This window comes from Rhodovulum steppense, assembly GCF_004339675.1.
GTDB classification, from domain to species: domain Bacteria; phylum Pseudomonadota; class Alphaproteobacteria; order Rhodobacterales; family Rhodobacteraceae; genus Rhodovulum; species Rhodovulum steppense.
In genome coordinates, this window is the sequence record NZ_SLVM01000001.1 from 1 (window position 1) to 17,675 (window position 17,675).

Below are 17,675 nucleotides of genomic sequence, written 5' to 3' on the forward strand. Positions count from 1 at the left end.
ACGATACGATCGGTGCCCGGAAACGTTCTTCTCTGCGATCATGCTCGCCGCAACCGTCTTGTTCTGGCTATGATCAAGAACGAGTCCTGAGCCTAGTGAGCGACGAGATTTAGGCTAGGGTCTAACCATCCATCTTCAACGCATTGATGAACGCCTGCTGCGGGATCTCGACCTTGCCGAACTGGCGCATCTTCTTCTTGCCCGCCTTCTGCTTGTCCAGCAGCTTGCGCTTGCGCGTCGCGTCGCCGCCATAGCATTTCGCGGTCACGTCCTTCCTGAGCGCCGCGATGGTCTCGCGGGCGATGACGCGGCCGCCGATGGCGGCCTGGACGGGGATCTTGAACATGTGGCGCGGGATCAGTTCCTTGAGCTTTTCGCACATCACGCGGCCGCGGGTTTCGGCGCGGTCGCGATGGACCATGACCGACAGCGCGTCCACGGGTTCGTCATTGACCAGGATCTGCATCTTGACCAGGTAATCCTGGCGATAGCCCGCCATCTGGTAATCGAAGCTGGCATAGCCCTTGGTCACCGATTTCAGGCGGTCGTAGAAATCGAAGACCACCTCGTTCAGCGGCAGGTCATAGACCACCATGGCGCGCTGGCCGGCATAGGTCAGGTCGAGCTGTTCGCCGCGCCGGTCCTGGCAGAGTTTCAGCACGTCGCCCAGATATTCGTCGGGCACCATGATCGTGGCCTTGATGCGCGGCTCCTCGATATGGTCGACCAGGGTCAGGTCGGGCATGTCGGCGGGGTTGTGCAATTCCCGCATCGTGCCGTCGCGCATGTAGATATGGTAGATCACGCTGGGCGCGGTGGTGATCAGGTCGATGCCGTATTCGCGTTCCAGCCGGTCGCGCACCACTTCGAGATGCAGCAAGCCCAGGAACCCGCAGCGGAAGCCGAAGCCCAGCGCGGCCGAGGTTTCCATCTCGTAGGTGAAGGAGGCGTCGTTGAGCGCGAGTTTCTCGATCGCGTCGCGCAGATCCTCGAACTCGTTCGCATCGACCGGGAAGAGGCCGCAGAACACCACCGGGATCGAGGGCTTGAAGCCCGGCAGCGGCGTCTCGATGCCCTTCTTCTCGGTGGTGATGGTGTCGCCGACGCGGGTGTCGCGGACCTGCTTGATCGAGGCGGTCAGGAAGCCGATCTCGCCCGGGCCGAGTTCCGCGATGTCCTGCATGGCGGGGCGGAAGACGCCGATGCGGTCGACCTGATAGGTGCCGCCGGTCTTCATCATCCTGATGCGATCGCCCTTTTTCAGCACGCCGTCGATGATGCGCACCAGCACGACGACGCCGAGATAGGCGTCGTAATAGCTGTCCACCAGCAGCGCCTTGAGGGGTTTGGCGGGATCGCCCTCATGCGGGGGGGGCAGTCGGGTGACGATGGCTTCCAGCACGTCGGGGATGCCGAGGCCGGTCTTGGCGCTGATCTGGATGGCGTTGCTGGCGTCGATGCCGATCACGTCCTCGATCTGGGCGGCGATGCGCTCGGGCTCGGCCGCCGGAAGGTCGATCTTGTTCAGCACCGGCACGATCTCGTGGTCGGCATCGAGCGCGGTGTAGACATTGGCCAGCGTCTGCGCCTCGACCCCTTGCGTCGCGTCCACCACCAGCAGCGAGCCCTCGACCGCGCGCATCGAGCGGCTGACCTCATAGGCGAAGTCGACATGGCCGGGGGTGTCGATCAGGTTCAGCACATAGGTCTTGCCGTCCTTCGCCGGGTATTCGATGCGGACGGTGTTGGCCTTGATCGTGATGCCGCGCTCGCGCTCGATATCCATCGAGTCGAGCAACTGCTCCTTCATGTCGCGCTCGGCGACGGTGCCGGTCAGCTGGATCAGCCGGTCGGCGAGGGTGGATTTGCCGTGGTCGATATGGGCCACGATGGAGAAGTTGCGGATTTGTGCGAGATCGGTCATGGCCGGGATATGCGGCGCTTTCGTGGGCCGGTCAAGCGGCGGCGCGTGGCGGAGGGGCGGATTCCGTGCCGTCGGTCGAATCGCGGGGAACGGCCTTGTTTTTCAGGGCTGCGGCGATCAGACCCGCATCGGGTTTTCATCGGACCCGGGCGCGGGGGGGATGGTGCGGCGGGGCGCTGTCGGCGGGGCCGCGCGCGGGGCACGAACTGTGACTTTCCGACCACAGAAGGGCGGCGAGTCTCTTGCCCCGGACCGTCGTCGACTCCGACATTGTTTCTTGACAGGCCTCAAATCATTGGAGTTCATAAATATTAACAACCAGAAGTGCCGAAAAGGACAGGTTGAGTCACCCCTAACGCGATCATATAGGCGGAAATCGGCTCAGATCGGGCGGCCGGGCTTGGCGCCGTGACGGGACAGAACACGAAAAGGGGTTGGCATGTCTGCGCAGAACGCGAGTCCGGTCGACCGGGAGGGTCTGTTGCAGGGTCACCCGGGATCTGTCGAAGGGACGCGGGGTCTTCAGTCCCTGATCCTCGATTACGAATATTTCGAGAAACTGTGCGCCGAGGCGATCGAGGAGCAGGCCGACCTGTGCCGGAGGATCGCGCGCCGCGCCGCCGCCAGCCAGAACGCCGGACCGGAAACCCGACCGATCACGGGCGTGGCCGAGGCCGCGCCCCGGGACGACGGGCCGCCAACCCCCGCCCGGATCGCCCAGCGCAGCATGCTGGCGCGCAACGCCCTGGGCACCGCGCTGCCGTTGCGCGGCAAGAGCGTCGTGCTGAACGGGTCAGAGGCCGATCTGCGCGACCTTGATGCCATCGAAAGCCGGATCATGCTGCTGAAATACCAGATGCAGGAACTGGAGCACACGATTCTGGAAACGCGGCCAACACATGCGCGGGCCGCCTCGACCAAACTGAAATTCATGGTGGCCCTGCTGATGAGCGCGCCGCATTTCGAGAAGGATTATTTCGCCTATCTCGTCGAGGAATGCGCCCAGGTGGTCGGCGCCCAGCCGACCTGAGGGCGCGCGCCCGCGCGGTCGCGATTGACCTTGGTCAATGCCGCGATGCCGGATTCTGGCACCATCCCCGGGGGTGCGCCTGCGCCCCCGGGGAATGCCGGTCGATCCGCAGAGGGGTGCAAGATGTCTTTCCGCCTGAGTGCCGCAATCGTGGCCACCTGTCTTGTGGCCACGCCCGCCGCGGCGCAATTCGCCGAACAGGTCCTGCTGCGCCAGGGCGCGTGGCATGTGTCCTATGTGCGCAACACCTTTACCGGCGAGGATTGGTGCGAGGCGGCGACGGTGAACCGCGACGGCACCTCCTTCGACATCACGCTGTTCGCGGACGGGGCGGCGGCCATGTATATCATGGACGATGGATGGGATTTCGGCGGGCATGTCTATTTCCCGATCTTCGTCGATATCGACCGCTCGCGCTGGACGGTCGAGGCGACCGCGGGCGGAACCGCGATCTCGTTCTTCTTCGGCGAGGATGTCGCGACGCGGCGTTTCCTGCGCGAATTGCAGGCGGGCAACGCGGTCGCGGTCTATGAACAGGGCCTGTCGCGGCCCTTTGCGCGGTTCTCGCTCAGCGGGTCGCGGGTGGCCATCGACGCGGTGTTCCAGTGCTGGAGCATGATCCAGTAGGCAGGCCGGTTGACCCGGCCGCGGGGCCACGCCACGCTTGGCCTGTGCGACATGCGATCCTGATCCTGGGCGCGGCGATGCGGCCCGACGGCACGCCTGGCGCGGCGCTGGTGCGGCGGGCCCGGCATGGCGCGGCGCTGTGGCGCGCGGCGCCCGGCGCGGTGGTTCTGGCCAGCGGCGCGCATGGCGAGGCCGAGGCGATCGGGGCGATCTGCCGGGCCGAGGGCGTGCCCGAAGACCGCCTGCTGCTGGAGTGTGCGGCGCGCAACACCGCGCAGAACATCGCGCTTTCGGCCCCGATCCTGGCCGCGCGGGGCATCGCGCAGGTGACGCTGGTGACGGATTACTACCACCTGCCGCGGGCGCGTCTGCTGGCGGCGCGCGCGGGGCTGCGGGCGGCCGGGGCCGCGCCGCGCCACGGCATCGGACGGCCGCATCGCCATGCCTGGCTGGTGCTGCGCGAGGCGGCGGCGCTGGTCGCGGCGCTCAGCGCCAGACATCGACCGTGACGTAATCGCCACGACCGCCCTGCCCCCAGATCCGCACCACGACCGTCGCGCCACCTGCGAGGATGTTGCGCGCGGCGACCGGGTCGATCCGGCCGCCCATCAGCATGCGTTCCATCGCGGCGCGGTTGTTCGCGTCGCCAAAGAACGGATCGCCCTCGTCGCCCGGGTCGCGCCGCCCGAAACGGTGGAAATTGGCACGGTCCTGTCGCAGGATCTGCCAGGGCTCGCGCAACCGCTCGCCGCGCGAATTGTAGAGATCCTGCGGGCCGATGACGGCCACATATTCCCCGACAAGCTGCTGCGCCTGGGCCGCGACGGGGGCAAGCGCCAGCGCGGCGGCAAGAAATGCGGAACGGGCAAGCGACGGCATCGGTGGCACCTCCGGGTCTGGTCCTGTGTGGTCCGGCAGGGACGGGCGCGCATTGACGCCGGTCAAGGCCGGGTCAGTTGAAACTGTCGAAGACCTCGTACATCACCGGCTCGAAATTCTTGCACAGCTCGGCAAAGCGGCGGTTGCGCGCGCGCATCTCGTCGGAGCGCAGCATCGCCTGGAAATCGTCGCGCCGCTGCCATTGCGAATAATTGGCGATCCGGGTCTGGGCGTCGTTGACATGCAGCCCCGCGCCGATGAAGCCGGGCTGGCGCGAGATGAAGTTGCGATAGGCGTCCTGCAATTCGTCCAGCAGGTCCTGGCAAGTGCCGGGGGTCACCTCGAAGGTGGTGATGACCGTCTGCAACTCGGCGCTGCGCGATATGGTGGGCATGGGAACCTCCGCTTGGGTCTCGTGGAACTAACGCAGCACATGCACCGAGCAGGGCGCGTGGCGCACCACCCGGGCGGCGGTCGAGCCGAGGAAGTAATCCTTCAGCCCCGGCCGGTGCGACTGCATCACGATGCAGTCGATGTCATGCGTCTCGGCATAATCGACGATGGTGATCCCGGCATGGCCGGTGACCACGCGGATCTCGACATCGGGGGCGTCCTGAAGATCGCCGGCCAGGTCGGCGCGGATCGCCTCGCGGGTCTGCGCCTCCTGATCGGCGGCGAGATATTGCGCCACATATGGCGGGATCGCCTCGGCCACGGTCAGCACGGTGATGCTGCCACCCTCGGCGCGCAGCTTGCGGGCCAGCGCGATCACGTCGTCGAGCTGGGGCCCGTGATCGACGGCGACGGGAACGAGAATGTTGTTGTACATGGGGTCTGCCCTCCCTCGCTGCATCTAGAATGGCAAAGCCGGGAAGATGCAACCTTGACCCAGGTCATGCCCGCGCGAAGGCCAGCACCTCGTCGGCCAGCGCGGCGATCTCGGCGGCGGCCGGGCCGCGCCGCGCGGCCTCCTGCACGCCCTGGCCATGGCCCAGCGTCTCGGCATAGGCGACGCGGTTGGCCAGCCGGGCAACCGCCAGCGTAGCGGCAAGACCGGCGGCGGTCTCGGCGACCTCGGCGGCCAGCCTTGTGCCCGCCTTGATCCGGTTCAGCACCACCAGCGCCATCTTGTCCTCGCGCCGGGCCAGATCCAGCACGCCCTCGGTCGCCCACAGGTCGACATGGCTGACCGCCACGGGCACCAGCACCAGATCGGCGGCGCGCAGGGCGGGGCGCAGGTCGCTGTCGGCCTTGGGGGGCGTGTCGATCAGCACGACATCATGGTCGCGGGCGAGTTTCGCGCATTCATATTCAACGCCCCAGGCCGAGGCGGTGGAAAACTCCATGTCCGGCGTCTCGCGCCCCTCGAGGCGGGCCATGAACCAGCGGCCGAGGCTGCCCTGCGGATCGGTGTCGATCAGCGCGACGCCCAGCCCCTGGCGCGCGAATTCCACGGCCAGATTGGCCGCGAGCGTCGTCTTGCCCGAGCCGCCCTTCTGCTGCGCGATGGTGATGATCGTGCCGGTCATGCCCGCTGCACCCTTATGCGCCTCCAGCGTTCTGCTGCGGCGCAGCATAAGGCGCGCGGCCCGCCTTGCCCAGCCCCAAAACGGCCCCCGCCCTGTGGCCGCGGCACCGCGCGCGCGGGGGAAATGCCGCCGGAGGCTATCCCGCAACGAAAGGTGGATTATTCTGCCCGAAGGCTCGCCCCACGGGGGAATACGCGATGCGATGGACCGCCCTGCTGGCGCTGACATTCTGGCCGCTCGCCGCGCCCCTGGCGCAGGCGGGGGCCTGGCTGCGCGAGGACGGCGCGGGGATGCTGGCCTTTTCGCAGGAGATCGCCGGGTCGGGCGCGAATTACAGCTCGGTCTATGCCGAATACGGGCTGAATGCGCGGATGACGCTGGGCTTGGACGCGGGCAAGGGCGAGGCGGCCGAGGACTGGAAGGCGGTGGTCTTCCTGCGCATGGGGCGCGAATTCGAATGGCTGCCGGGCCGCGTCGCCGCCGAGCTGGGCCTTGGCGCGGCGGGCGCGGCCGAGGGCGGCGCCGAGGGCGACGCCGAGGGCGGCGCCGAGGGCGTCCTGCAATCGGGGCTGAGCTGGGGCAACAGTTTCCAGACCGGGCTGGGCTGGGCCTGGGTCAATCTGGACGCGAAGGGCATCTTTCACCTGGCCGCCGCCTCCGAGACCGCGCCGCCCTCGGTCGCGGGCCTGCCGATGGCGCTGACCGAGGGCTACAAGCTGGACCTGACGCTGGGACTGAACCTGTCCGAGCGGATGCAGGTCAGCCTCGAGATGCGCTTCGAGGATCCGGCCGAGGGCGCGGACAGCCTGCGCCTTGTCCCCGCCATCGCCCGGCGCGTGGGCAGGCGCGGCTGGATCAGCCTGGGCGCCATCGTCGGGCTGGACGGCAGCAGCGCGTCGGGCCTGGTGCTGGGCAGCCGGGTCGAGTTCTGAGCGTTCCCCGATTCGAGCCCGCGCCCCGGTTTGCGCGGCACCGTTCCCCCGCGGCGAACAATCCCCGGCCCGCGCCCCTGCATTGCCCGGATGCACCGGCACAATGAATCGCGAAACTTTGACAGGTCGGGCGGGATCGCGGCAGGGTCGTCCTGTCTTTCTGCATCCGGGTGGGGGCCCTTGCAGATGTGACCGGACCGGAAGGACTGATCGCATGGGAACCCACGACCGCCTTGTGCCCCCGAGCCCGTGGCAGATCCGTCCGTTGCATGCGGGGCCGGGCGACGAGCCCATGCCCAGGCGCCGCTACGAGGTGAGCGGGCTTTGCCCGGACGGCTACCCGCAGCACTTCGTCCGCGCCCTGCCCGCCGAGCCCCATATCGACGAGGCCTTCTGCGCCTTTGCCCATGGCACGCTGATCGCCACGCCCGGCGGGCCGGTCGCGGTCGAGGATCTGCATCCCGGCATGATGCTGAGCACGGCCGATGCCGGGGCGCGGCGACTGATCTGGGTGGGGTCCACCGTGCTGATGCCGATGACGGATGCGCTGCGCCCGGTGCCGCCGATGCTGACCCGGCTGACGGCGGACAGCCTGGGCCTGGGTCGGCCGATGCCCGACCTGATCCTGGGGCCACGCGCGCGGATGCTGTTCCGCCATCCCGGCTGCCACGACATCCTGGGCACCGGCGCGGCATTCGGACCGGCCTCGGCCCTTGTCGATGGCGTGGCGCTGATCGGGCTGCGGGTGACGCGCCCGACCCGGGTGTTCCACCTGGCGCTGGAGGCGCAGCACATCCTGCTGGCCAATGGCGTCGAGGTCGAGAGCTATCACCCCGGCGAGAACGCCGCCGACCTGATGGACCCGGCCGCGCGGCTGCGATTCCTGGCGCTGTTCCCGCATCTGTACGGGTTCGAGGGGTTCGGGCCGATGTCCCTGCCCCGACTGACCGCCTTCGAGATGGAGCGGATGCGCGCCGCCTGACCCGCCGTCTCAGGCCTGGCGGGCAAGGCGTTCCTCAAGCACGTCGAAGGGCACGCCGGGATCGTCCTTGGCGCCGCGGATCACCAGCGAGGTCTTGACCGAGGCGACATTCTCGGCCGCCGTCAGTTCCTCGGTCAGGAAGCTCTGGAAGGTCGAGAGGTCGGGGGCGACGCATTTCAGGATGAAATCCACCTCGCCATTCAGCATGTGGCACTCGCGCACCAGCGGCCAAGCCCGGCAGCGGTTCTCGAACTTCGTCAGGTCCGCCTCGGCCTGGCTTTGCAGCCCGACCATCGCAAAGACCTGCACTTCGAAGCCCAGCGCCCGGCTGTCCACATCGGCGTGATAGCCGCGGATGAAGCCCGCCTCTTCCAGCGTGCGCACCCGGCGCAGGCAGGGCGGCGCCGAGATTCCGACGCGGCGGGCCAGTTCCACATTGGTCATGCGCCCATCGGCCTGCAACTCGGCCAGAATCATGCGGTCGATCGCGTCGAGCTTTGCGCCGGGCATCCTGCTTCCCTCGGAATTTTTGCGGATCATAGGTTCGGGGCGCGCCCTGCGCAATATTGTTTCACGTTCGCGCAAGATTTTAACGATTGCAGACCTCGACCGCCGGGGCGTCAAGCGCCCGCCCCGGCCCGCGTTAATGATTGCGGCAGAATTATGTTGCGGGAACGGATCCGGTCGGACAGGATCATTTCGGGGACACATCACAATTGCGTTCCTGAATTGGTGATCCAAGAATTTTGTGGGGGAAGACATGAACATCAAGAACCTCGCCAGTGCCTCGGCGCTGGCTGTCGCGGCCGCAATGGGCGCCGCACCGGGGGTCTCGGCATCGACCATCGTCGATCTGGGCTTCATCATCGACGAGTCCGGCTCGGTCGGTCAGGCGAACTATCAGAGCTCGATCCTGGCGCTGCGGGCCGCTCTCGAGCAGATCCCGCTGGCGGATGCCAACGTGACCTATCGCGTCGGCGTCGTCTCGTTCGGAAATGGGGCCGATGTTGTCGCCGCCCCGGTGGTGTTCGATTCGGCGGCCAACAAGAACGCCGTGCTTGCCGCGCTGCTGGACGAGGCGGTGCCCAACTCCATCGACGGGGGAACCCGGCAATACGGCCTGCCCGGCGGCATCACGAACGCGACCAACTATGTCGCAGCATTCGACGCGATCCACAACGCCTTCATTTCGAGCTTCGGAAGCCTTGGCGACAACTCGATCCTGAACATGGCGACGGATGGCGGGTGGAATTCGGGCGGCAACCCGACGGCCCGGGCGAATGCGCTTTACAATGACAATGGATGGGATTCGCTCAGCTTCGAGGCGATCGGGGGATTCTCTCAGAGCAATCTGAACTTCCTCGCCGGGATCGGGTTTGACAGCGGCGGCATCGGCGGATGCGGCATCACCACCGACGCGGCGTCCCTTCAGAATGTCACGGAAAACTGCTTCGTGATCGATGTTCCGAGCTTCGCCGCCTTCGAAACCGCGATCCTGACAAAGGTCAGAAAGACCGTCATCGACACCGGCGGCGACCCGAACGTGGTTCCGCTGCCCGCGGGCCTGCCGCTGATGCTGGGCGTGATCGGCGCCTTTGCCTTCATGCGTCGTCGGCAGATGACCGCCGCCTGATCGGTTCGGCAGAAGACAGGAAAAGGCCCGCGCCGCGCGCGGGCCTTTTTGCGTGACGCGGTTACTCCTTGACGGAGTCGATGGTGATGAACTGCTGGGTCTCGGCAACCCAGACCCCGCGCGCGGATGTCACCTGCGCCTGGGTCAGCCCGTCGTGGTTTGCCGGGGCCGTGACCGGCGCGTCCGCCGCATCCGCCCAGATCCACGCGCCGCAGGGCAAGACGTCGCCGCAGGCCGCCCGGCCCGCCTGCACCAGCGTCGCCTGGTCGAGCGGCCCGGCGCAGACCAGGACCCGGATCACGTCCGAGGCGTCCAGCACCTCGCAGCCCTCGGGCATCGCCACCTCTTCGGCAGGGGCCATCGCGGGCCAGAGCGTGACAAGAGCGGCACCAAGCAATCGTTTCATCGTCGCACCTTTTCCCCGCCGGGCGCACGGGGCATAACGAACCTGAAAACGGGGCCTTCGCCCGCCCCCGTGCCGCCACCATATCGCGTCCGGATCGCGAAAGACAGGATAGTGCCATGACCGCCAGCAGACATAGCAAGGTTCTCATCATCGGCTCGGGGCCGGCGGGCTATACCGCCGCCGTCTATGCCAGCCGCGCGATGCTGGAGCCCCTGCTGATCCAGGGCATCCAGCCCGGCGGCCAGCTGACCATCACCACCGAGGTCGAGAACTGGCCCGGCGAGGTCGAGATCCAGGGCCCCGAGCTGATGCAGAAGATGGAGGCCCATGCCAGGGCGATGGGCACCGAGATCGTGGCCGACATCATCACCGCGCTGGACCTGTCGAAACGACCCTTCACCGCGCAGGGCGACAGCGGCACCACCTATAGCTGCGACGCGCTGATCCTTGCCACGGGGGCCCAGGCGAAATGGCTGGGCCTGCCGTCCGAGGAGAAGTTCAAGGGCTTCGGCGTCTCGGCCTGCGCCACCTGCGACGGGTTCTTCTATCGCGGGCAGGACGTGGCGGTGATCGGCGGCGGCAACGCGGCGGTCGAAGAGGCGCTGTTCCTGACGCGGTTTGCGTCGAAGGTGACGCTGGTGCATCGCCGCGACGAGCTGCGCGCCGAAAAGGTGTTGCAGCACCGGCTGTTCAACAATCCCAAGGTCGAGATCCTGTGGGACCATTCGCTGGACGAGGTGACCGGCACCGACGCCCCGCCCGGCGTCGAGGGGATCCGCGTGCGCCATGTCCATACCGGCGCGGTGACCGAGATCCCCTGCAAGGGCGTCTTCATCGCGATCGGCCACGCGCCCGCCTCGGAACTGGTGCTGGGCCAGCTGGACACCCATATGGGCGGCTATGTCGTGACCCAGCCCGACTCGACCGCGACCTCGATCCCCGGCGTGTTTGCCGCGGGCGACCTGACGGACCACAAGTATCGCCAGGCCGTCACCTCGGCGGGCATGGGCTGCATGGCCGCGCTGGAGGCCGAACGCTTCCTCGCCGAACAGGGCGTGGCAGAGGGTGACGCACCCCCGGTCGCGACCGCCACCGGCTAGGGACGGAACGTCCGGCCCGCCGCGCAAGGGATGGGCCGGACAATCGTCCGCGAAGTGATGCGCAATTGACGATACCGGCCCTTATTCACGGTCCCGCCCGGGTTCCGCTTGAACTGTGCCGCAGTTGCACGCTATGGCGCCCGCGACGTCGGCATGGCCCGGCCGTTCTCCCCTTGCGCCCAGGAAATCAGGTTTTCCCATGTCCCTTTCCAACCTCACCCCGATCCCCGAACTCTATGTCTCGCCCGAAAGCGCGCAGAAGCTGAAGCTGGAGGCGGGCGAGTTGCCCAGCTGGGATCTGACGCCGCGCCAGATCTGCGACCTGGAACTGCTGATGAATGGCGGGTTCAGCCCGCTCAAGGGGTTCCTGTCCCAGGCCGATTACGACAGCGTGGTCGAGACGATGCGGCTGGCCGACGGCACGCTCTGGCCGATGCCGATCACGCTCGACGTCTCCGAAGACTTCGCCGCGGGGATCGAACCCGGCCAGGACATCGCGCTGCGCGACCAGGAGGGCGTGATCCTTGCGATCCTGTCGGTCACCGACCGCTGGACGCCGAACAAGGCGCGCGAGGCCGAAAAGGTCTTCGGCGCCGACGACCTCGCCCATCCGGGCGTCAACTACCTGCACCACAGCGCCGGAAAGGTCTATCTGGGCGGCCCCGTGACCGGCATCCAGCAGCCGGTGCATTACGATTTCCGCGGCCGCCGCGACACGCCGAACGAGCTGCGCGCCTATTTCCGCAAGCTGGGCTGGAATCGCATCGTCGCCTTCCAGACCCGCAACCCGCTGCACCGCGCGCATCAGGAACTGACCTTCCGCGCCGCGCGCGAGGCGCAGGCCAACCTGCTGATCCACCCGGTCGTCGGCATGACGAAACCGGGCGATGTCGACCATTTCACCCGCGTGCGCTGCTACGAGGCGGTGCTGGACAAGTATCCCGCCGCCACCACCACGATGAGCCTGCTGAACCTCGCCATGCGCATGGCCGGCCCGCGCGAGGCGGTCTGGCACGGGCTGATCCGCAAGAACCACGGCTGCACCCATTTCATCGTCGGCCGCGACCATGCGGGGCCCGGCAAGAACAGCGCGGGCCAGGATTTCTACGGCCCCTACGACGCGCAGGATCTGTTCAAGCAATATGCTGACGAAATCGGCATCGAGATGGTCGATTTCAAACAGATGGTCTATGTGCAGGAAAAGGCGCAGTATTTCCCCGTGGACGAGGTGCCCGAAGGGGCGACCGTGCTGGACATCTCGGGCACCGAACTGCGCCGCCGCCTGCGCGAGGGGCTGGATATCCCCGACTGGTTCTCCTTCCCCGAAGTGGTCAGCGAACTGCGCCGCACCTCGCCGCCGCGCGCAAGCCAGGGCTTCACCGTGTTCTTCACCGGCCTGTCCGGCTCGGGCAAGTCCACCATCGCCAACGCGCTGATGGTGAAACTCATGGAGATGGGCGGCCGCCCGGTGACGCTTCTGGATGGCGACGTGGTGCGCAAGCACCTGTCCTCGGAACTCGGCTTCTCCAAGGAACATCGCGACATCAACATCCGCCGCATCGGCTATGTCGCCTCCGAGATCACCAAGAATGGCGGCATCGCGATCTGCGCGCCCATCGCGCCCTATACCGCCACGCGCCGCGCCGTGCGCGAGATGATCGAGGCCTATGGCGCCTTCTGCGAGGTCCATGTCGCCACGCCCATCGAGGAATGCGAGAAACGCGACCGCAAGGGCCTCTACCGGCTCGCGCGCGAGGGCAAGATCAAGGAGTTCACCGGCATCTCCGACCCCTACGAGGCCCCCACCGCGCCCGAACTCAGCGTCGACACCACCGGCGTCGATGTCGACAATTGCGCCCATCAGGTGATCCTGAAACTCGAACAGATGGGGCTGATCGCGGGCAACTGACCCGCCCCGCCTGCTTCTTCTTGGCTGAAATACCCCCGCCGGAGGCGCGCGGCCGCAAGGCCGCGCCACGCCCAACCCCGGACAAGCAGGGCGTCAGCCCTGCGCCGGACGGGGGCGGGAGCGCCCCCCCGCGCCCCGGCTCAATGCACGTTGACCGGGGCCAGGTCGTTCTGCCGCGCCAGCGCGAAGGCCAGCGCACGGTCGCGCACCAGGGCCAGCCGCTCGCCGCTGGCCGCATGCAGCGCGTAAAGCCCGTCCAGCCCCCCGGCCTCGCGCTGCACCTCCTCGGGCAGCTCGGCCAGCTTCACGGGCCGCACATAGACGATCCGCTCGCCCCCCTCGGGAAAGACCTCGTGTTTCCTGTCCATGCCCCCTGCCTCCCTCACGCGGTCCGGATGCGGATCGTCTGCACCACGCTTTCGGGCACCAGGCGCTCCAGATCGACATGCAGCAGCCCGTTTTCCATGGTCGCGCCCGTCACCTCGACGCCGTCGGCCAGCACGAAGCTGCGCTGGAACTGGCGGGCCGCGATGCCGCGATGCAGGAACACCCGGTCGGCGCCATCCTCGGCCTGGCGGCCGCGGATCACCAGTTGCCGGTCCTCGACGGTGATCGCCAGATCCTCCTCGCGAAAGCCGGCCACCGCCAGCGTGATGCGATAGCCCGTGTCCGAGGTCTGTTCGATGTTGAAGGGGGGATAGCCCTCGTTTCCGGTCTTGGCGGTCCGTTCCACGAGGCGTTCGAGCTGCTCGAATCCCAGCAGGAAGGGATGCGAGCCGAGAGTCAGTTTCGACATATGGGCAAGTCCTTGAACAAGCGACCTGAAGTGCGATCCGCCCCGCATCCGCGGCGGCGTGGACGGGATATGGGGATGGCGCGCGCGCGCCGCAAGTCCGGCTTCCCGCCGCGGGACAAACGCGATACCTTGGCGGGGTAAGGGAATGCAGCGACTCAGCCCCGGGAATGTCGATGAACATCGCCAGCGAGATGAACTCCGAAGAAGTCCTGCGCGTGAAGCTCGAGGTCCTTCGGCGCGAGCATCGCGACCTCGACGACGCGATCCGCGCCCTTCAGGACACCGGGACCGGCGACAGCTTCACGTTGATGCGGCTGAAAAAGCAGAAACTCGCCCTCAAGGACCGCATCGCGCTGATCGAGGACCAGTTGACCCCCGACATCATTGCGTAACACCCGCACCCGTCTATAGTGCCCGCTCGCGAATCCGGGAGGGCCGTGCATGGCGGACGTGAAAGTGGGCATCATCATGGGCAGCCAGTCGGACTGGCCCACCATGAAGGAGGCCGCCGCGATCCTCGACGAGCTTGGCGTCGCGCATGAATCGCGCATCGTCTCGGCCCATCGCACCCCCGACCGGCTGTGGGAGTATGGCCGGGCGGCCGTCGGCCGCGGCCTTCAGGTCATCATCGCGGGCGCGGGCGGGGCGGCGCATCTGCCCGGCATGATGGCGTCCAAGACCCGCGTGCCGGTGATCGGCGTGCCGGTCCAGACCCGCGCGTTGAACGGGGTGGACAGCCTCTATTCCATCGTCCAGATGCCCAAGGGCTTTCCGGTCGCCACCATGGCGATCGGGGCTGCGGGCGCGGCCAATGCCGGGCTGATGGCCGCGCAGATCCTCGCGCTGGGCGATCCGGCGCTGGCCGAACGGCTCGACCGCTGGCGGTCCGATCTCTCGGCCTCGATCCCCGAGGAGCCTGCCGATGACTGAGCCGCTTGCGCCCGGCGCCACCATCGGCATCCTTGGCGGCGGCCAGTTGGGCCGGATGCTGTCGGTCGCGGCCGCGCGTCTGGGCTTTCGCTGCCATGTCTACGACCCCGCCCCCGAACCGCCTGCGGGCCATGTCGCCGACCGGGTGACGACCGCCCCTTACGAGGATACCGAGGCGCTGGCGGCCTTTGCCGCTTCGGTCGATGTCGTCACCTACGAATTCGAGAACATCCCCACCGCCGCGCTGAACGCGATCGAGGCGCAGGTGGCGATCCGGCCGAACCGGCGCACGCTGGCCGTGTCGCAGGACCGGCTGACCGAAAAGGCCTTTGTCACCGAACTGGGCCTGAAGACCGCGCCCTTCGCCGCCGTGGATGACGAGGTGGACCTGGCCGAGGCCATGGCCGAGATCGGGCTGCCCGCCATCCTCAAGACCCGCCGCCTGGGCTATGACGGCAAGGGCCAGGCGCGGATCAACCGGCCCGAGGATGCGCCCGCCGCCCTTGCCGCAATGGACGGGGCCCCCGCGATCCTGGAAGGCTTCGTGTCCTTCACCCGCGAGATCTCGGTGATTGCCGCCCGCGGGCTGACGGGCGAGGTGGCGTGCTACGATCCCGGCCTGAACGTGCATCGCGACGGCATCCTGCACACGACCCGGGTGCCCGCGCCGCTGACGACCGCGCAGCGCACCGATGCCGTCCTGCTGGCGGGCAGGCTTTTGAACGCGCTCGATTATGTCGGCGTGATGGGGGTGGAACTGTTCGTCACCCCCGATGGCCTGCTGGTCAACGAGATCGCGCCCAGGGTGCACAATTCCGGTCACTGGACCCAGGATGGCTGCATGATCGACCAGTTCGAGCAGCATATCCGCGCCATTGCAGGCTGGCCGCTGGGCGACGGCGCGCGCCATTCAGATATCGAGATGGAGAACCTGATCGGCGACGATATCGACAGGGTTCCCGCGCTGGCCCGCGATCCTGCCGTGGCGCTCCATCTTTACGGCAAGGCCGAGGCGCGGCCGGGCCGCAAGATGGGGCATGTCAACCGCTGGCTGGGGCCTGCATCACTCAAGTAGCCGCGCCAGCGCCCCGGCCACACCCAGATCGGGCTGGAACCGGCCCGTATGCAGGAAGGCCAGCGTCTGCGCGATCACGCGGGGGTCGTTCATCATGAACGTATGGCTCACCGGCAGCACCAGATGCGCCGCCATCCCCTGCACCCTTGTCGAGGCGACCGACACCTTGCCGTCATCGGCCCCGGGGATCAGCGCGGAATAAAGCGGGTTCAGGCTGCGGGCGCCCGCGATCACCCCCAGCGGGAAATCGACCGGTCCCAGCCGGTTGGGCAGGCTCTGCGGCCCGGTGCCCAGTTGCAGCCCCGCCGGGCCGTTGATCCATTCGAACGGCTCCAGCGCGCCCAGCGCATCGACCAGTTCCGAGCCCGCATTGGGCGGGCCCAGCATCACCACGCGGCCCAGATTGGCGGGCCGGTGGTCCGTCAGCCAGAGGCGAAGCAGGATGCCGCCCATCGAATGGGTGACGACATGCACATGCGCCACCGGCCCGCATTCGGCAAAGGCGCGCGGCAGCATGCGCGCCAGATCCTCGATCGGCGCCTCGGTCGAGGGATAGCCCGCATTCACCACGCGAAAACCCTGCCGTTCCAGCGCCCGCTCCATCAGGAACAGCGAGTCGGGGCTGCGTGCCAGACCGTGCAGCAGCACGACGCAATCGGACCGCGCCGGGGCGGCAAGGACGATCAGCAGGATCAGCGCAAGACGAAGCATCCCACGGATCTAGGCGCAGGCGGGCGCGGTTTCGAGGGGGCGCTTGCGGCCGGGGCGCGGGCCGGGCAGTCTCGCGCCATGACCGCCCCCACGCCCCGCCTTGCCGTCCGCGCGCTGATCCTGCACGAAAACCGGCTGTTGCTGGTCAATGCCTGGCCCGGCGGGGTCAGCGACCTGTGGTGCGCGCCGGGCGGCGGGGTCGAGCGCGGCAGTTCCCTGCCCGACAACCTCGCCCGCGAGGTGCATGAGGAAACCGGGCTCAGCGTCGCCATCGGCGCGCCCTGCCTGGTGAACGAGTTCCACGACCCCGGCCGCCCGTTCCACCAGGTCGACATCTATTTCCGCTGCACCATCACCGGCGGCAGGCTGGATGCCGACTGGCGCGACCCCGATGGCGGGGTGACCGAACGCCGCTTCTTCACCCGGGACGAGATGACCGCCATCCGCTACAAGCCCGACAGCCTGCCCCGGGCCGCCTGGGGCAGCGGCGTGATCTACGACCCGCTGGAGCCGCTGGTGCGGTAACGCGCCCAATTTTCGTCCCATTCCGCACCTGGCACGGGGGAAATTCATTTGGGAACCGGGCGATGTTTCAGGGGTCAGCAATCGGCCGCGTGGCGGTCTTCGTCGATGGCGACAATGTCCCGGCCCCTCATGCGCCCGCAATCCTGACCGCCGCCCGCGAATGGGGCGAGCCGCATGTCCTGCGAACCTACGGACAGGCGCAGAACCTGACGCCCTGGCAGGAGGTGCCCGGCTTCCGCTTCTTCTGCGCGGGCCTGACCAATTCCGCGTCGGCCTTCCGGTCGGCCTGTTCCGAATTCATCGAACTGGACGCCGCCTCGCCCCCTGTCGTGAAGACATCGAACGGCGTGCCCGCACCCGCGCCCGCAAAGACCGAACCGATGCCGACCGGTCCGGCAATCGGCCCGTTCGACCGCAAGATCCGCGAGACGATCCTTGCGGCCCCAGAGAAGGGAATGATGGAAATCACCCGGCTTTCGGCCGAATTGCACAAGCTCCATGGCGTCCGGATCGGCAGCCAGCCCGAAAAGACCTGGCGCGGCTATCTGGGCAAGCGGCCGAACCTCTACCTGCTCGATCCCAAGGGGCCGAATGCCTGTGTCCGGCTCCGGGCCGAAGGCTGGCCCGCCGGGTAGACCGCCCGTTCGCTGTCGGCCCAGGGGCGCCGTGCCGATTGCCGCAGGCCCG

At 67.6% G+C, this 17,675-nt stretch carries 23 protein-coding genes; 13 read left to right on the forward strand and 10 right to left on the reverse strand.

Annotated features, from left to right (window positions below):
* Positions 1 to 121 precede the first annotated feature (121 nt).
* Positions 122 to 1,924, reverse strand: coding sequence for a translation elongation factor 4 (gene lepA, locus EV216_RS00005; protein WP_165899094.1), 1,803 nt, complete (start codon positions 1,922 to 1,924; stop codon positions 122 to 124).
* Between the two features lie 439 nt (positions 1,925 to 2,363).
* Between lepA and EV216_RS00010 the strand changes: the two genes are divergently transcribed.
* From EV216_RS00010 to EV216_RS00020, 3 genes are all read left to right on the forward strand, one after another.
* On the forward strand, positions 2,364 to 2,954 hold the full coding sequence (locus tag EV216_RS00010; RefSeq protein ID WP_132693011.1) for a hypothetical protein: 591 nt from the start codon (positions 2,364 to 2,366) through the stop codon (positions 2,952 to 2,954).
* Between the two features lie 123 nt (positions 2,955 to 3,077).
* Positions 3,078 to 3,581: a hypothetical protein gene (locus EV216_RS00015; protein ID WP_132693012.1), complete on the forward strand. Its 504-nt coding sequence runs from the start codon at positions 3,078 to 3,080 to the stop codon at positions 3,579 to 3,581.
* A 44-nt stretch (positions 3,582 to 3,625) separates the two neighbouring features.
* Positions 3,626 to 4,090 (forward strand): YdcF family protein, encoded by a 465-nt coding sequence (locus EV216_RS00020; RefSeq protein WP_132693013.1) that lies wholly within the window; start codon positions 3,626 to 3,628, stop codon positions 4,088 to 4,090.
* Here the strand turns inward: EV216_RS00020 and EV216_RS00025 are convergent.
* The 4 genes from EV216_RS00025 to parA all read right to left on the reverse strand — a co-directional run bounded on the left by EV216_RS00025 (position 4,068) and on the right by parA (position 5,989).
* A complete protein-coding gene (locus EV216_RS00025; RefSeq protein WP_132693014.1) occupies positions 4,068 to 4,460 on the reverse strand; it encodes a hypothetical protein in 393 nt (130 codons plus the stop codon). The two genes, EV216_RS00020 and EV216_RS00025, sit on opposite strands and share 23 nt — an antisense overlap.
* Before the next feature lie 73 nt (positions 4,461 to 4,533).
* Positions 4,534 to 4,854: an antibiotic biosynthesis monooxygenase family protein gene (locus tag EV216_RS00030; protein WP_132693015.1), complete on the reverse strand. Its 321-nt coding sequence runs from the start codon at positions 4,852 to 4,854 to the stop codon at positions 4,534 to 4,536.
* 27 nt (positions 4,855 to 4,881) lie between these two features.
* The gene (locus tag EV216_RS00035) at positions 4,882 to 5,289 is read right to left on the reverse strand and encodes a universal stress protein (RefSeq protein WP_132693016.1); all 408 of its coding nucleotides are present in this window, start codon (positions 5,287 to 5,289) and stop codon (positions 4,882 to 4,884) included.
* Between the two features lie 64 nt (positions 5,290 to 5,353).
* On the reverse strand, positions 5,354 to 5,989 hold the full coding sequence (parA, locus tag EV216_RS00040; protein ID WP_132693017.1) for a ParA family partition ATPase: 636 nt from the start codon (positions 5,987 to 5,989) through the stop codon (positions 5,354 to 5,356).
* 197 nt (positions 5,990 to 6,186) lie between these two features.
* Here parA and EV216_RS00045 point away from each other — a divergent pair, with 197 nt between their 5' ends.
* Both EV216_RS00045 and EV216_RS00050 read left to right on the forward strand, forming a co-directional pair.
* Complete coding sequence (locus EV216_RS00045; RefSeq protein ID WP_132693018.1) at positions 6,187 to 6,921, forward strand: hypothetical protein; 735 nt, start codon at positions 6,187 to 6,189, stop codon at positions 6,919 to 6,921.
* A gap of 214 nt (positions 6,922 to 7,135) precedes the next feature.
* Positions 7,136 to 7,903 carry a Hint domain-containing protein gene (locus EV216_RS00050; protein ID WP_165899095.1) on the forward strand — a complete coding sequence of 256 codons (768 nt, stop codon included), beginning with the start codon at positions 7,136 to 7,138 and terminating at the stop codon, positions 7,901 to 7,903.
* 9 nt (positions 7,904 to 7,912) lie between these two features.
* On the opposite strand, the gene EV216_RS00055 is transcribed toward EV216_RS00050, so the two are convergent.
* Positions 7,913 to 8,413 (reverse strand): Lrp/AsnC family transcriptional regulator, encoded by a 501-nt coding sequence (locus EV216_RS00055; RefSeq protein ID WP_132693020.1) that lies wholly within the window; start codon positions 8,411 to 8,413, stop codon positions 7,913 to 7,915.
* Between the two features lie 250 nt (positions 8,414 to 8,663).
* Here EV216_RS00055 and EV216_RS00060 point away from each other — a divergent pair, with 250 nt between their 5' ends.
* Positions 8,664 to 9,536, forward strand: coding sequence for a VPLPA-CTERM sorting domain-containing protein (locus EV216_RS00060; protein WP_132693021.1), 873 nt, complete (start codon positions 8,664 to 8,666; stop codon positions 9,534 to 9,536).
* Positions 9,537 to 9,597: 61 nt separating this feature from the next.
* Here EV216_RS00060 and EV216_RS00065 read toward each other — a convergent pair whose 3' ends face one another.
* Positions 9,598 to 9,942, reverse strand: a complete 345-nt coding sequence (locus EV216_RS00065; protein ID WP_132693022.1) for a hypothetical protein — start codon at positions 9,940 to 9,942, stop codon at positions 9,598 to 9,600.
* Positions 9,943 to 10,058: 116 nt separating this feature from the next.
* On the opposite strand from EV216_RS00065, the gene trxB reads away from it, so the two are divergent.
* On the forward strand, positions 10,059 to 11,042 hold the full coding sequence (gene trxB / locus EV216_RS00070; protein ID WP_132693023.1) for a thioredoxin-disulfide reductase: 984 nt from the start codon (positions 10,059 to 10,061) through the stop codon (positions 11,040 to 11,042).
* Between the two features lie 199 nt (positions 11,043 to 11,241).
* On the forward strand, positions 11,242 to 12,951 hold the full coding sequence (locus EV216_RS00075) for a bifunctional sulfate adenylyltransferase/adenylylsulfate kinase (protein WP_132693024.1): 1,710 nt from the start codon (positions 11,242 to 11,244) through the stop codon (positions 12,949 to 12,951).
* Positions 12,952 to 13,091: 140 nt separating this feature from the next.
* On the opposite strand, the gene EV216_RS00080 is transcribed toward EV216_RS00075, so the two are convergent.
* Together EV216_RS00080 and EV216_RS00085 are read right to left on the reverse strand one after the other, a co-directional pair.
* Entirely contained in the window at positions 13,092 to 13,319 is a 228-nt protein-coding gene (locus EV216_RS00080; RefSeq protein ID WP_132693025.1) for a DUF1150 family protein, read from the reverse strand.
* A gap of 14 nt (positions 13,320 to 13,333) precedes the next feature.
* Positions 13,334 to 13,747, reverse strand: coding sequence for an Hsp20 family protein (locus EV216_RS00085; protein ID WP_132693026.1), 414 nt, complete (start codon positions 13,745 to 13,747; stop codon positions 13,334 to 13,336).
* A gap of 173 nt (positions 13,748 to 13,920) precedes the next feature.
* Between EV216_RS00085 and EV216_RS00090 the strand changes: the two genes are divergently transcribed.
* Genes EV216_RS00090 through EV216_RS00100 form a run of 3 tightly spaced genes read left to right on the forward strand, consistent with a single transcriptional unit; the run spans position 13,921 to position 15,752 of the window.
* On the forward strand, positions 13,921 to 14,139 hold the full coding sequence (locus tag EV216_RS00090; RefSeq protein ID WP_132693209.1) for a YdcH family protein: 219 nt from the start codon (positions 13,921 to 13,923) through the stop codon (positions 14,137 to 14,139).
* Positions 14,140 to 14,188: 49 nt separating this feature from the next.
* The gene (gene purE, locus EV216_RS00095; protein ID WP_132693027.1) at positions 14,189 to 14,677 is read left to right on the forward strand and encodes a 5-(carboxyamino)imidazole ribonucleotide mutase; all 489 of its coding nucleotides are present in this window, start codon (positions 14,189 to 14,191) and stop codon (positions 14,675 to 14,677) included.
* The gene (locus EV216_RS00100; protein ID WP_132693028.1) at positions 14,670 to 15,752 is read left to right on the forward strand and encodes a 5-(carboxyamino)imidazole ribonucleotide synthase; all 1,083 of its coding nucleotides are present in this window, start codon (positions 14,670 to 14,672) and stop codon (positions 15,750 to 15,752) included. The genes purE and EV216_RS00100 overlap by 8 nt, the downstream gene beginning before the upstream one ends.
* On the opposite strand, the gene EV216_RS00105 is transcribed toward EV216_RS00100, so the two are convergent.
* Positions 15,741 to 16,463 (reverse strand): alpha/beta fold hydrolase, encoded by a 723-nt coding sequence (locus tag EV216_RS00105; RefSeq protein WP_132693029.1) that lies wholly within the window; start codon positions 16,461 to 16,463, stop codon positions 15,741 to 15,743. The two genes, EV216_RS00100 and EV216_RS00105, sit on opposite strands and share 12 nt — an antisense overlap.
* A 78-nt stretch (positions 16,464 to 16,541) precedes the next feature.
* Here EV216_RS00105 and EV216_RS00110 point away from each other — a divergent pair, with 78 nt between their 5' ends.
* Positions 16,542 to 16,988, forward strand: coding sequence for an NUDIX domain-containing protein (locus EV216_RS00110; protein WP_132693030.1), 447 nt, complete (start codon positions 16,542 to 16,544; stop codon positions 16,986 to 16,988).
* Positions 16,989 to 17,050: 62 nt separating this feature from the next.
* The gene (locus EV216_RS00115) at positions 17,051 to 17,623 is read left to right on the forward strand and encodes a PIN domain-containing protein (protein WP_132693031.1); all 573 of its coding nucleotides are present in this window, start codon (positions 17,051 to 17,053) and stop codon (positions 17,621 to 17,623) included.
* The last annotated feature ends 52 nt before the right edge of the window (positions 17,624 to 17,675 follow it).

Coding starts and splice junctions, on each gene's coding strand:
- lepA (WP_165899094.1), bottom strand. CDS start 1,924: ATGACCGATCTCGCACAAATCCGCAACTTCTCCATCGTGGCCCATATC.
- EV216_RS00010 (WP_132693011.1), top strand. CDS start 2,364: ATGTCTGCGCAGAACGCGAGTCCGGTCGACCGGGAGGGTCTGTTGCAG.
- EV216_RS00015 (WP_132693012.1), top strand. CDS start 3,078: ATGTCTTTCCGCCTGAGTGCCGCAATCGTGGCCACCTGTCTTGTGGCC.
- EV216_RS00025 (WP_132693014.1), bottom strand. CDS start 4,460: ATGCCGTCGCTTGCCCGTTCCGCATTTCTTGCCGCCGCGCTGGCGCTT.
- EV216_RS00030 (WP_132693015.1), bottom strand. CDS start 4,854: ATGCCCACCATATCGCGCAGCGCCGAGTTGCAGACGGTCATCACCACC.
- EV216_RS00035 (WP_132693016.1), bottom strand. CDS start 5,289: ATGTACAACAACATTCTCGTTCCCGTCGCCGTCGATCACGGGCCCCAG.
- parA (WP_132693017.1), bottom strand. CDS start 5,989: ATGACCGGCACGATCATCACCATCGCGCAGCAGAAGGGCGGCTCGGGC.
- EV216_RS00045 (WP_132693018.1), top strand. CDS start 6,187: ATGCGATGGACCGCCCTGCTGGCGCTGACATTCTGGCCGCTCGCCGCG.
- EV216_RS00050 (WP_165899095.1), top strand. CDS start 7,136: ATGGGAACCCACGACCGCCTTGTGCCCCCGAGCCCGTGGCAGATCCGT.
- EV216_RS00055 (WP_132693020.1), bottom strand. CDS start 8,413: ATGCCCGGCGCAAAGCTCGACGCGATCGACCGCATGATTCTGGCCGAG.
- EV216_RS00060 (WP_132693021.1), top strand. CDS start 8,664: ATGAACATCAAGAACCTCGCCAGTGCCTCGGCGCTGGCTGTCGCGGCC.
- EV216_RS00065 (WP_132693022.1), bottom strand. CDS start 9,942: ATGAAACGATTGCTTGGTGCCGCTCTTGTCACGCTCTGGCCCGCGATG.
- trxB (WP_132693023.1), top strand. CDS start 10,059: ATGACCGCCAGCAGACATAGCAAGGTTCTCATCATCGGCTCGGGGCCG.
- EV216_RS00075 (WP_132693024.1), top strand. CDS start 11,242: ATGTCCCTTTCCAACCTCACCCCGATCCCCGAACTCTATGTCTCGCCC.
- EV216_RS00080 (WP_132693025.1), bottom strand. CDS start 13,319: ATGGACAGGAAACACGAGGTCTTTCCCGAGGGGGGCGAGCGGATCGTC.
- EV216_RS00085 (WP_132693026.1), bottom strand. CDS start 13,747: ATGTCGAAACTGACTCTCGGCTCGCATCCCTTCCTGCTGGGATTCGAG.
- EV216_RS00090 (WP_132693209.1), top strand. CDS start 13,921: ATGAACATCGCCAGCGAGATGAACTCCGAAGAAGTCCTGCGCGTGAAG.
- purE (WP_132693027.1), top strand. CDS start 14,189: ATGGCGGACGTGAAAGTGGGCATCATCATGGGCAGCCAGTCGGACTGG.
- EV216_RS00100 (WP_132693028.1), top strand. CDS start 14,670: ATGACTGAGCCGCTTGCGCCCGGCGCCACCATCGGCATCCTTGGCGGC.
- EV216_RS00105 (WP_132693029.1), bottom strand. CDS start 16,463: ATGCTTCGTCTTGCGCTGATCCTGCTGATCGTCCTTGCCGCCCCGGCG.
- EV216_RS00110 (WP_132693030.1), top strand. CDS start 16,542: ATGACCGCCCCCACGCCCCGCCTTGCCGTCCGCGCGCTGATCCTGCAC.
- EV216_RS00115 (WP_132693031.1), top strand. CDS start 17,051: ATGTTTCAGGGGTCAGCAATCGGCCGCGTGGCGGTCTTCGTCGATGGC.